Source organism: Acidisoma cellulosilyticum (genome assembly GCF_020621385.1).
GTDB classification, from domain to species: domain Bacteria; phylum Pseudomonadota; class Alphaproteobacteria; order Acetobacterales; family Acetobacteraceae; genus Acidisoma; species Acidisoma cellulosilyticum.
The window spans coordinates 193608-205857 of sequence record NZ_JAESVA010000002.1; the positions used below are offsets into that span (position 1 = coordinate 193608).

Annotated in this window: 11 protein-coding genes and 1 pseudogene; 10 read left to right on the forward strand and 2 right to left on the reverse strand. The window is 63.9% G+C overall.

Going from position 1 to position 12250, the window contains the following annotated elements:
* Positions 1-69 precede the first annotated feature (69 nt).
* Positions 70-585 (forward strand): antitoxin Xre/MbcA/ParS-like domain-containing protein, encoded by a 516-nt coding sequence (locus ACELLULO517_RS05295; protein WP_227306265.1) that lies wholly within the window; start codon positions 70-72, stop codon positions 583-585.
* Between the two features lie 3 nt (positions 586-588).
* On the forward strand, positions 589-1167 hold the full coding sequence (locus tag ACELLULO517_RS05300; RefSeq protein ID WP_227306266.1) for an RES family NAD+ phosphorylase: 579 nt from the start codon (positions 589-591) through the stop codon (positions 1165-1167).
* A gap of 99 nt (positions 1168-1266) precedes the next feature.
* Here ACELLULO517_RS05300 and ACELLULO517_RS05305 read toward each other — a convergent pair whose 3' ends face one another.
* Complete coding sequence (locus ACELLULO517_RS05305) at positions 1267-4434, reverse strand: efflux RND transporter permease subunit (protein WP_227306267.1); 3168 nt, start codon at positions 4432-4434, stop codon at positions 1267-1269.
* Between the two features lie 21 nt (positions 4435-4455).
* The gene (locus ACELLULO517_RS05310; protein WP_227306268.1) at positions 4456-5628 is read right to left on the reverse strand and encodes an efflux RND transporter periplasmic adaptor subunit; all 1173 of its coding nucleotides are present in this window, start codon (positions 5626-5628) and stop codon (positions 4456-4458) included.
* Between the two features lie 295 nt (positions 5629-5923).
* Between ACELLULO517_RS05310 and trpS the strand changes: the two genes are divergently transcribed.
* The 8 genes and pseudogenes from trpS to ACELLULO517_RS05350 all read left to right on the forward strand — a co-directional run bounded on the left by trpS (position 5924) and on the right by ACELLULO517_RS05350 (position 12017).
* Positions 5924-6946: a tryptophan--tRNA ligase gene (gene trpS / locus ACELLULO517_RS05315; protein WP_227306269.1), complete on the forward strand. Its 1023-nt coding sequence runs from the start codon at positions 5924-5926 to the stop codon at positions 6944-6946.
* Between the two features lie 16 nt (positions 6947-6962).
* Positions 6963-7589 carry an imidazoleglycerol-phosphate dehydratase HisB gene (gene hisB, locus ACELLULO517_RS05320; protein WP_227306270.1) on the forward strand — a complete coding sequence of 209 codons (627 nt, stop codon included), beginning with the start codon at positions 6963-6965 and terminating at the stop codon, positions 7587-7589.
* Complete coding sequence (locus tag ACELLULO517_RS05325) at positions 7586-7954, forward strand: DUF2628 domain-containing protein (protein ID WP_227306271.1); 369 nt, start codon at positions 7586-7588, stop codon at positions 7952-7954. The genes hisB and ACELLULO517_RS05325 overlap by 4 nt, the downstream gene beginning before the upstream one ends.
* On the forward strand, positions 7951-8586 hold the full coding sequence (gene hisH / locus ACELLULO517_RS05330; protein WP_227306272.1) for an imidazole glycerol phosphate synthase subunit HisH: 636 nt from the start codon (positions 7951-7953) through the stop codon (positions 8584-8586). The genes ACELLULO517_RS05325 and hisH overlap by 4 nt, the downstream gene beginning before the upstream one ends.
* A gap of 26 nt (positions 8587-8612) precedes the next feature.
* Positions 8613-9907, forward strand: a pseudogene (gene hisA, locus ACELLULO517_RS29030) (1-(5-phosphoribosyl)-5-[(5-phosphoribosylamino)methylideneamino]imidazole-4-carboxamide isomerase).
* 4 nt (positions 9908-9911) lie between these two features.
* Positions 9912-11351, forward strand: a complete 1440-nt coding sequence (locus ACELLULO517_RS05340) for an NAD(P)/FAD-dependent oxidoreductase (RefSeq protein ID WP_227306273.1) — start codon at positions 9912-9914, stop codon at positions 11349-11351.
* A 22-nt stretch (positions 11352-11373) separates the two neighbouring features.
* On the forward strand, positions 11374-11718 hold the full coding sequence (locus tag ACELLULO517_RS05345) for a cupin domain-containing protein (RefSeq protein ID WP_227306274.1): 345 nt from the start codon (positions 11374-11376) through the stop codon (positions 11716-11718).
* A gap of 68 nt (positions 11719-11786) precedes the next feature.
* Entirely contained in the window at positions 11787-12017 is a 231-nt protein-coding gene (locus tag ACELLULO517_RS05350) for a FitA-like ribbon-helix-helix domain-containing protein (protein WP_227306275.1), read from the forward strand.
* The last annotated feature ends 233 nt before the right edge of the window (positions 12018-12250 follow it).

The following is a 12250-nucleotide window of genomic DNA, read 5'->3' on the forward strand; positions in this document are numbered from 1 at the left end:
GCATGACCACAGGTATGGACAATTGGGACAATTGGACAATAATGCAGGCTCAATTCTGAGGTGGGAGCGATGGCCCAAGCCGTTCGTCGTCATCAGCCTGCAGCCTTCTCGCGCAGAGGCGAGAGCTTAGCCGGAGCGGCTAAAGATCATGCCGACGCGCCTGTCGAGCAAAGCAAGGGTACCGGCTTGGGGGAAACGCTCAGCCTTGAAGAAGGTCTTGCGCGGCTTGACGGATATATCACCCCCCGCCCGCTTGAAAGCTGGGCCGGTCGCGTTGCCGGTGCTGGGGAAATCGCCCAAAGCTTTGGTGTTCCGCGTCAGACCCTAAACAACTGGCGGCAGCAGAAAGCGATCATCGGTCTTCTGAAAGGGCAACGTAACCTCGCCTATCCTCTGGATCAGTTCATTGATGGACGTCCCATCAAAGGATTGGCGGAGGTGGTGAAGATTGCCCCGGACGACCGGGCAGCCTGGTTATGGCTCCGTCAGGCTCATGGCGCTTTGGACGGGCAAACGCCTCTCGATGCGCTCAAACGCGGGCATGTGGGTAGCGTGACCCGGATTGCCGAGCAGGATTTCGTATAGCCGATGCAGCTTGATCCTGCTGCGATCAAGCCATTTGTCTGCACGTTCAAGCCGATCGGCTATTTGCGGGTCTTCCGGTGGCAGCATCGAACGTCACCGCTCGGCATGGGCTTCGGCAAAACGCGCTTTGCCAGCCCGACCGACAAGTTCAAGCTGCTTTATCTCGGACAGGATCTGCCGACATGCATCGCGGAGGCCATCATCCGCGATCGCTTTGAAGGGTCAACGCGCCGCGTGCTGACGAGAAACGAATTATCCCGATGGGGCGTGTGCGCAGTGACGGTGGCACACCCTCTCCAGCTTCTCGACCTGCGTGGGGATGGCTGTCTTCATCTCGGTGTCTCAACCGATATTGCCGGCGGCAAGTCCCAGGACGACGCCCGCATATTCAGCGAAGAGCTTTACGCAAAAACGCACCTTCACGGCATTCTCTACAAATCGCGGCTACGCAAACGCCAGAATTGCGTCGCTGTCTATGATCGTGCGGCCGGCGCCGCACTCAGCACAGGCGATGTCACGCAAATGGAGAGGCTGGCGGATCTGGTTCCCGCCCTCCAGGCGCTCAGGATCGAACTCATCTAGACTTGGCGCGTCGCCACAGATCGCGCATCTCGTTGCACCAACAAAAAACCCCGGAGCGGGATACCGCTCCGGGGTTTTTGCAGACAAGACTGGCGAGGATCAGACCCCGTCTTTCTTCTTGTGGAATTCCAGCGGCGGCAGGCGGAAGATTTTCACCCGCGCCCATTCCCGCATGTATTGGAAGCAGGTGTAGAGCATCGGGATCACGAAGATGCCGACGAAGCTGGCCGCGATCATGCCGAAGAAGACCGGCGTGCCGACCGAGCGGCGGCTGATCTGCGCTGCCCCCGTCGCCATCACCAGCGGCACCAGGCCGAGGATGAAGGCGAAGGAGGTCATCATCACCGCGCGGAACCGCAGACGCGACCCCGCGACCGCGGCCTCGCGGATGGGCACGCCCATCTCGCGCTGCTCCTTCGCGAATTCCACGATCAGAATGCCGTTCTTGGCCGAGAGCGCGATGAGCGTGACGAGGCCGATCTGGGCATAGAGGTTCAGCGGCAGCTGCGTCACCGTCAGCCCGATGAAGGCGCCGATGCCGGCCACGATGACCGAGATCAGCACCGACATCGGAATGGTCCAGCTTTCATACAGCGCGACCAGGAACAGGTAGGCAAACAGCACGGCGAGGGCGAGCACCACGCCCGTCTGCCCGCCGGCCTGGATTTCCTGATAGGCCGTGCCCGTCCATTCGTAGCTATAGCCGGAGGGCAGCACCTTCTCGGAAATCTCGGCCATGGCGGCCAGCGCCTGGGAGGAGGAGACGCCGGCCCCGGGCGAGCCGTCGATGGTGATCGAGCGGACGTTGTTATAGCGGGTGATGACCTGCGGGCCGGTGATCACGCGCATGGTCGCCAGGCTGCGCAGCGGCACCATGCCGCCGCTCGCATTGCGCACATAGATCTTCCACAGCGACGAGAAGTCGTTGCGGTCGGTCGAGCGGCTTTGCACGTTCACCTGCCAGACGCGGCCGTACAGATTGAACTCATTGACATAATAGCCGCCCATCGTCGCTTCGAGGGTGGTGAAGATGTCGCTGATATTCACACCCAGCGCCTGGGCCTTGTCACGATCGATATCGAGATAGATCGAGGGATTGGCCGCCGAGAAGGTCGAGAAGACGCGGCTGAGGCGCGGATCGGTATTGGCCGCGACAAGCAGGCTGCCCAAGACCGCCGACATATCCTGCGGGTCCTGACCTTCCAGCGCATCCAACTGATATTCGAAACCGCCACCGGTCGAGAGACCGATGATGGGCGGCAGATTGAAGGGGAAAACCGTCGCCCCCATGATCTGCTGCGACATGCCGAACATCTTGCCGATCAGCGTCTGCACGCCATTGGCGGGGCCCGGCCTATCCACGAAGTCCTTCAACCGCGCGACGACGAAGGCGCCGTTGGGTTCCGCCGCGCCGTCCAGGATGGAATAGCCGACGATCGAGATGGTATGCGCCACCTGCGGCATCGCCTTCAGCATGCCGGCGACGCGATCGACCACTTCCTGCGTACGGTTGATGGACGCGCCGTCCGGCAGTTCCACGGCCGTGAAGAAGGCGCCCTGATCCTCTTCCGGCAAGAAGCCGCCCGGTGTGCGGCCCGCCATGAAGACCAGCACGCCGACGCCGATGAGGATGACGGGAACGATGACGATCGCCATCCGCACCAATCGGCTGACGACATGGCCGTAGCCGTTGCGGACTTTGTCGATACCGCGGCTGAGGCGCGAGAACGGCCCCTTCCGCGTTTCCTTATTGGTGATCGGCCGCAGAAACAGCGCGCAAAGCGCGGGCGACAGCGTCAGCGCATTCGTCGCCGAAATCAGCATGGTGCAGCTGATGGTGACGGCGAATTGCTTGAACAGCTGGCCCGACAGACCCGGAATGAAGGCGACAGGCACGAAGACCGACAGTAGCACGAGGGAGATCGCGATGATCGGCCCGGTGATCTGCCGCATCGCGAGCTTCGTCGCTTCCCGCGGGTCCATGTCAGGATGCTCTTCCATCACGCGTTCGACGTTTTCCACGACCACGATCGCATCGTCGACGACGACGCCGATGGCGACGACAAGGGCGAGAAGCGAGATGGTATTGGCGGAATAGCCGAGCGCGACCAGGAAGGCGAAGGCGCCGACCAGGCTGACCGGCACGGCGAGCGTCGGGATGATCGTCGCGCGGATATTGCCGCCCAGGAACAAAAAGACGACCAGCACGACGAGGATGAAGCCTTCGACGATGGTGCGGATAACCTCATGCACCGTTTCGTTCACGAAGTCCGAGGTGTCGTAGATGACGCCGGCGGTCAGCCCCTTCGGGAAGCCCTTGCTCAGCCCCGCGATCACGGCTTTGACGCGCTGCGCGGTTTCCACCGCATTGGCCCCGGGTTCGAGATAGATGCCGATGCCGAGGGACGGCGCGCCGTCGAGCTGATCCTGGGTCGCCAGACTTTCGGCGCCGAGCGCGATGCGCGCGACATCGCGGATCCGCAACACCGACCCGTCGCTATTCGCGCGCAGGATGATCTTGCCGAATTCCTCGGGCGTCGACAGGCGGCCCTGGGTCTGGATATTGAGCTGGAACTGCTGGTTATGGCCGATCGGCTGGCCGCCGATGATGCCGACCGCCGCCTGCGTGTTCTGGGCGTTGATGGCGTCGATGACGTCCTGCGGCGACAGACCAAGCTGCGTCAGACGGTCGGTATTGAGCCAGACGCGCATGGAGTAGTTCTGCGCGCCGAACAGGAAGGCCTGACCGACACCCGGCGTGCGGGACAGCACGTCCAGCACATTGATGGTGATGTAGTTCGAGATGAACAGCGGGCTCAGCGACTTGTCCGGGCTGGAGAACAGCACGAACTGCAGAATGGCCGAGGATTTTTGGCGCAGCTGCACGCCTTCGGCCTGCACCTGGCTGGGCAGCTGCGACAGCGCGGCGGCGACGCGGTTCTGGACGTTGACGACGTCGATATTCGGGTCGGTGCCGAGCGCGAAGCTGACCGTCAGGCTGTAGCTGCCGTCATTGCCGCTATACGACCGCATATAGATCATCTTGTCGGCGCCGACGATCTGCGCTTCCATCGGCTGCGCGACCGTCGCTTCCACGACGGCGGCGGAGGCACCCGGATAGCTTGTCGTGACCGAGACCTGCGGCGGCACGATGTCTGGGAACTGCGCGACCGGAATGCGCGTCAGCGCAATCAACCCCGCGAGCGAGATGAGGACCGCGATGACGATGGCCAGTCGCGGTCTATCGATAAAGACGGATGAGATCATGGCGCGGGTTCTGTTCCTGCCTTAGTCGTCAGAACCGTCGCCGTTAGCGGACGGTGGCATGACGGGCGCCTGATAGGGGACGGGCTTGACCGGCGCGCCGGGGTGGACGCGCTGCACGCCGTCGGCCACGACCTGATCGCCGACCTTCAGCCCGCTTGCGATCACCGCCAGCAACGGATCGGGCGACTGGCCCATGGTGATATTACGTCGAGCCGCGACATTCTTGTCGCCGATGACGAAGACATAGAAACCCTGCTGATCGGCCAGCACGGCCGCGCGCGGGATGGTTATGCTCTGGACCGGGTTTTTCGACTGCAGGATAACGGTGACGAAGCCGCCGTCGACCAGCGTGCGATTGCCGCCGGCGTCCGTGGCGGCCCCCCGCGCCGGGTTGGGGATCGATGCGCGCAGGTCGATCGTGTCGGTGGAGGAGCTGACGCTGATATCGCTGAAGTCGATCTTGCCGGTCTGGTCATAGGTCTGGCCGTTCGGCAGGCGCAGCTTCACGCTCATCTGGTCAAGACCGCCCTTGCCCTGGGCGATCAGCTTCATGGCGTCGACTTCCGAGACCGGGAACAGAACATATTCCGGGTCTTCGCTGACGACCGTCACCAGGGGCGAGTCCGTGAAGGCCACGACATTGCCGGGATCGGTCGAAATACCGATGCGGCCGTCGATCGGCGAGCGGATGGTGGTATAGCCGAGATTGATCTGCGCGGTCTGCAATTGCGCTTCGGCAACCAGAAGCTGGCCCTGGCTCTGCCCTTGGCTTGCGGTATCGGTATCGACCGTAGAGCGCTGACCGGCCGGCGTATTGAGCAGCGTCGAGGACCGGTTGAGGTTCTGCTTGGCGTTTTTCAGCGAAGCTTCCGCCTGGATAACGGCACCTTGCGCCTGCAGAACGGCGGCCTGATAGGGCGGCTGCTCGATGATGAAGAGCTGCTGGCCCTGCTTCACCTCATCGCCTTCCTTGAAGTCGCGCTCTTCCAGAAGGCCGGTGACGCGGGCGCGGACGGTGACTTTGCTCACCGCCTGGATACGCCCGACATATTCGCTGGACTGGTAGATCGGCGTTTCCGCCGCTTTGGTGACACCGACAGCCGGCGGGCCGCCCGGGCCCATCTGGGCTTCGGCGGCAGTCGCACCGCCGGCCACAAGGCTTGCGAAAACAATCGCGGAATACGGGAGTCTCATCAGGGGTTCCTGGCTGGAGCGATCGCTCTGGCGGTGCGTTCTTAGGCGAAAAGATCTCGATGGAGATACCATGACGGATCGTTCACGATATTTGTGAGGCTTGCTGACCGAACGGTCAACCTTGGTCTCGCAGCGCAACATAGTCTGCCGCTTCCTGGCGCCGCCCCGTCAAGCGATTGACGGGCTGGCGGGATACGGGGAAAAGCCCCGTCAGACAGCCGCGTCGCGGCCTGGATCTATACATCCGAGGTATGAGACTTATTCATAACCTCACCGCCTGACGAAAGGTGCTTCGATGCAGCGCGTCTTCTCCGGGATTCAGCCCTCCGGCATACCCACGCTCGGCAATTATCTCGGTGCGATCCGCAATTGGGTGGCGCTCCAGGCCGACCACGATTGCCTCTATTGCGTGGTCGATCTTCACGCGATCACAACATGGCAGGACCCGGCGGTGCTGCGCCAGCAGACGCGGGAAATGGCCGCGACCATCATCGCCTGCGGCATCGACCCCGAGACGCATATCCTGTTTCACCAGTCGGGCGTGCCGGCCCATGCCCGCCTTGCCTGGATCTTCAACTGCGTCGCGCGCATCGGCTGGTTGAACCGCATGACCCAGTTCAAGGACAAGGCCGGCAAGGACCGCGAGGCAGCCTCGGCCGGGCTTTATGTCTATCCGAACCTGATGGCGGCCGATATCCACGCCTATCACGCGACCCGCGTGCCCGTGGGGGACGATCAGAAGCAGCATCTGGAACTGGCGAACGATATCGCCCAGAAGTTCAATCATGATTACGGTGTGGAATTCTTCCCCCAAATCCAGCCGCTGATCATGCCGGAAGCCGCGCGTGTGATGTCGCTCCGCGACGGCACCAAGAAGATGTCGAAATCCGATCCTTCCGATCAGAGCCGCATCAATATGAGCGATGATTCGGAAACGATCGCTGCCAAAGTGAAACGCGCCCGGACGGATGCCGAGCCGTTGCCGAGCGAGGTGGCCGGGCTTGAGGGCCGGGCCGAAGCCCGCAACCTGGTCGGCATCTACGCGGCCCTGTCGGGCCGAAGCCAAACCGAGGTGCTGACCCAGTTCGGCGGCCAGGGTTTCGCGTCGTTCAAGAACGACCTCGCCGATCTCATGGTCGAAAAGCTCGGCCCGATTGCGGCGGAAACCCGCCGCCTGCTGGCCGAACCCGACCATATCGACCGGATATTGTTCGCGGGTGCCGCGCGGGCGGAAGCGATCGCGGGTCCCATCGTCGCCGAGGCCGAGCGCCTCGTCGGCTTCCTGCAACGACCGGCAGTGTCATCGGTCGCCAGATAGGCTAATGAGCAGAGACATGGACGCGACCCCTGCCCCCTTCGGCGCCACCCCTCGCACGGCCGCTTTGTCGCGGAAGACGTCTGAGACCGACATCACCATCAGCCTGAACCTGGACGGCACCGGCCAGGTGAAGACCGCGACGGGGATCGGCTTCTTCGACCATATGCTGACGGCCCTCGGCCGCCATGCTTTGTTCGATCTCGATATCGCGGCGAAGGGCGATCTTCACGTCGACGACCATCATACAGTGGAAGACGTCGGCATCGTGCTCGGTCAGCTGATCCTGCAGGCGGTCGGCGATAAGCGCGGCATCACCCGCTACGGCCAGTCGCTGCTGCCGATGGATGAGGCGCTGGTCGAATGCGGTATCGATCTCTCGGGCCGCGCCGCCCTCGGCTGGCAGGTCGCCTTCACGGCTGAGAAGATCGGGACCTTCGATACCCAGCTCTGCGAGGAATTTTTCCGCGCGCTCTCGGCCAATGGGCTGTTCAACCTGCATCTGGTGCAGAAGGCTGGGCGCAACGACCATCACATCGCGGAAGCCTGTTTCAAGGCGACGGCGCGGGCGCTGCGCATGGCGGTCACCATCGACCCACGCCAGGCGGGCGCTATCCCCTCCACCAAGGGCTCGCTCGCGGGATGAAGGTCTATACCGCTCACCTCCGTCCCGGCAGGCTGCCGCATCTGGTGCGGGAAGGCTTTTCGCTCGGCGCCTTTCTGTTCGGGCCGCTTTGGCTGTTCGCCAATCGCGCCTGGATTGCGGGCGTCATCGCGCTCGCCGTGCTGGTTGGCATCCTGACCCTCGCCTCGGTCCTGTCGGGCGCGACCCCTTGTCTGCTGCTGGCCTATGCCGCCGTCATGGGTTTCAATGGACGGGACCTGCAGCGCTGGTCGCTCGGCCGTCGCGGCTTTACCGAGACCTATGTCGTCGCCGGCCGCGATGCGGAAGCGGCTTATGGCCGGCTCCTACTCCGGGACCCCTCCCTCGCATCAGAGGAATTGGCATGAAGATCGCGGTCGTCGATTACGGCAGCGGCAATCTCGCCTCCGCCTCCCGCGCTGTGCAACTCGCCGCCGACCGTGCCGGCATCGCGGCGGATGTGCTTGTGACAAGCGATCCGGCCGATATCCGCGCGGCCTCGCGCATCGTGCTGCCCGGCCAGGGCGCCTTCGCCGATTGCATGGGCGGGTTAAGCGCGGTGCCCGGCCTGCGCGACGCGTTGGGTGAAACGGTCGATAGCGGCACGCCCTTCCTGGGCATCTGCGTCGGCATGCAGTTGATGGCCGAGCGCGGCCTGGAATATGGCGCGACTGACGGGCTGGGCTGGGTGCGGGGCGAAATCACGCGCATCAACGCGCCCGGTCTGCGCCTGCCGCAGATGGGCTGGAATGCGCTGGATTTCGAACCCGGCGCGCATCCGCTGATGGACGGTCTGGTGCCCGGCGATCACGTCTATTTCACCCATAGTTTCGCGCTCAGCGACGGCAGCCCGGAGGAAATTCTGGCCACCACCGATTATGGCGGCCCGATCGTCGCCGTGGTTGCACGCGGCAATCGCGCCGGCACGCAATTCCATCCGGAAAAGAGCCAGGAAGTCGGGCTCGCCATCATCGGCAATTTCCTGCGGTGGACACCATGAGCGCGGCAGAGGGCCATCCCAGTGGGATGCCGCCGGGACCGCAAGCCAAGGCGAAGCTGACGGTCGATCGCATCACGAGTTTCGATGAGGAAGATCTGCTGGCGCTGTGCGAGGCGACTGACGCTGCCATTATCGAAGGTGGCGGCTTCGGCTGGCTCAGCCCGCCGGGTCGGCAGGTTATCGAGAGCTATTTCAAAGGACTATTGCTCGTTCCTGAGAGGGAACTTTATGTCGGCCGGGTCGACGGCGTCATTGTCGGCTCGACCCAGCTCGTCCGTCCGCCGCGCAGCAATGAGGCGCAGGCGATGGCCGCGACGCTGACCCAGACTTTCGTCGCACCCTATGCGCGCCGCCTGGGTCTGGCGCGGATGATGGTGATCCGCGCCGAGGAACGCGCCCGCGCCATGGGCTATCAGGTGCTCAACCTCGACGTGCGGGAGACCCATAGCAGCGCCATCGCGCTTTATGAGACGCTCGGCTTCACGCGATGGGGCACCCATCCGGCCTATGCCCGCGTCGGCGGCAAGATGATCGCGGGCGCCTATTTCCACAAACTTCTGCAGCGGAAGAGCTGAAACCGACCATGGCTGGCCTTACCCTCTACCCTGCGATCGACCTCAAGGGCGGCGCCTGCGTGCGTCTGCGCCGTGGCGATATGGATCAGGCGACCGTCTATGGCGAGGACCCGGGTGCCCAGGCGCGCGCCTGGCAGGAGGCCGGCTGCCATTGGCTGCATGTCGTCGATCTCGACGGTGCCTTTGCCGGCAAATCGGTGAATACAGCCGCCGTGCAGGCCATTCTGGCCAATGCCCGCGTGCCGGTGCAGCTCGGCGGTGGCATTCGCGAAATCGCTTCCATCGAGGCCTGGCTGGCGGCGGGCGTGACGCGCGTCATCCTCGGGTCGATCGCCGCCAAGAATCCTGATCTGGTGCACGAAGCCTGCCGGCTTTTTCCGGGCCATATCGCTGTCGGCATCGACGCGCGGGACGGTTTCGTCGCGACCGAAGGCTGGGCCGAGACCTCCACCGTTTCTACCGAGGGGCTGGCGCTGCGTTTCGAGGATGCGGGCGCGGCGGCGATCATCTTCACCGATATCGGGCGCGACGGAATGCTGCAGGGCCTCAATCTGGATGCGACGGCGACCCTCGCCCGCACCGTGACGACCCCGGTCATCGCCTCGGGCGGCGTCGGCACGCTGGACGATCTGACGGCGCTGCGGGCCGTGGCGGCCGAGACGCCGGGCATCGAGGGCGTCATCGTCGGTCGCGCGCTTTATGACGGGCGCATCCTGCCGGCCGACGCGCTGCGCGTCCTGAGCTAAGGGCATGGCGCCGGACTGGCGGTCGATCAGCCTGTGGACGACGCAGATCGATGATACTTTTGCGCCGCGTCCGTCGCTGGAGAGCGAGATCGATGTCGACGTCGCCATTATCGGCGCCGGCTATACCGGTCTCTGGACGGCCTATTACCTCAAGACCCGCGCGCCGCAGTTGCGCATTGCGGTGCTGGAGGCCGAGACGGCGGGTTTCGGCGCCTCCTCCCGCAATGGCGGTTGGGTCATCGGCGGATTGCTGGGCGAGGATCGGCTGGTCGGGCATCTGGCTGAGCCGCGCCGCCGGGAGAGCTGGGCCCTTTTGCACGGCATTCCGGACGAGGTCGCGCGCGTCACCTCAGCCGAAGGCATCGATTGCGATTTCCGCAAAGGCGGCATGGTCTATTGCGCCGCGCGCTATCCGGAGCAGGAAGTGCGGCTGCGCGCCTATATGGCGAGCCTTTATCAGGAAGGGCTTTCCGAAGACGATTTCCGGTGGCTGTCGCCTGCAGAGCTGAACCAGGAAGTTCGCGTCTCCGGAGCACTCGGCGGCCTCTATTCGCCGCATTGCGCGACTATCCAGCCGGCGAAACTCGCCCGTGGCCTTGCCCGCCTGGTGGAAGGTCTGGGCGTGATGATCTATGAAAAAAGCCCGGTAACACATTGGCATTCCGGTAAAATTCGCACGGCGTCCGGCCAGGTGAAGGCCGATTGGGTGGTGCCCGCGGTCGAAAGCTTTGCCGGCAGCCTGCCGCCATCGGGCGGCACATCGCTCGGCCGCTATCAACTGCCCGTCCATAGCCTGATCGTCGCGACGGAACCGCTGCCCGAGGATGTCTGGGCCGGCATCGGCCTGACCCGCGGTCAGGGTTTCGGGGAATTCAGCCGGCAGGTGACCTATGGCCAGCGGTCCTGCGACAACCGGCTCGTTTTCGGGGCGCGCGGCGGCTATCGCTTCGGCGGCCGCATCCGGCAGGATTTCACGCTGACCGGGGACGAGATCGCGCTGCGCCGGCGGTTGTTCACCGATCTTTTCCCGCAGCTCAAGGATGTCCGCATCACCCATAGCTGGGGCGGCAATCTGGGCATGGGCCGGCGGTTTCGGACGCATATGCTGATCGATCGCCGCCAGCGCCTGGCGCTCGCCGGCGGTTATGGCGGCGAAGGCGTGGGGGCCACCAATCTTGCCGGCCGCACCCTCGCCGATCTCATCCTCGGCCGGGATACGCTGGAGACGCGGCAGCCCTGGGTCATCCAGGACCGCCCGGTCAGTGAAGCCCTGCGTCCCTGGGAGCCCGAACCCTTCCGCTGGCTAGGCTATAACGCCATCATGCGCAGCTTCACGAACGAGGACAGCGTCCTCGCCGATCCCCGCACGCCGCCTTGGCGCCGCCGCATGGCGCAAAGCCTGTCCGAGCGCATGGAAGCGCTCATGACCTGGAAAATCGGCTGATTTGCTCTCCGAAGGGACGTCCATGACCATCACGCATCTGCAGAACGCCATCGCCGCTGATCTGGGGGAGCGCAGCCCGGTCGGCGTTCCCTTGGGCGAGCCTGTGGCCCAGGTCGCCTGCGTCGATGTCGAGCGGCCGGATCAGGTCGAGACCGGTATCTGGGAATGCACGCCCGGCCGCTGGCGCCGGCAGATCATGGAACAGGAATTCTGCCATTTCATCGCGGGCAGCGGCACCTTCACCCCGGATCACGGCGAACCGATCGCCTTCAAGGCGGGCGACGCTTTCCTGATGCCCGCCAATAGCACCGGCATCTGGGATATTCAGGAAACGGCGCGCAAAACCTATGTGCTGATCAAGCGCTGAGGGTTTTGTCGCCCAGACTTTGCCCTGCGTGCTAGCATGCTTGCATCGCTGTCACGGAGGCGCATGCCTTGGCAACTCTGGTCATCCGCAATGTCGATGACGACATCCATCGCCGGCTGAAGGAACAGGCCGCCTCCCATGGACATTCCATGGAGGAGGAAGTGCGGGCCATCCTGGTGGAAGAGCTGGGGGTTCCGGCAGAGGCCAAGGAGGGCGATTGGGTAGACTCGATCCGTGCTATTTTTGAACCACTTGGGTGGTTGGATCTGCCTGAAATGCGGCAAGACAGGTCAAACTGAAGGTTGGATCCGCGGGACAGCCCGCAGATCAAGGTTGTTGGCTGGCCATTATTAATAGGTCATCCGCGCACGTGTTGCGCGGACCTACCCGCCGCGGCGCCCAGACGGTTGCTTGCCTGCGCCGTCGGGTAGACCCGCGGAACGAGTCCGCGGGCGACGGAACAATGGGGCGCTTCCGATAAATCTGACTGGCTCCCACGCCCAAGACTATAACCATGGCCGTCAGCAAGCGC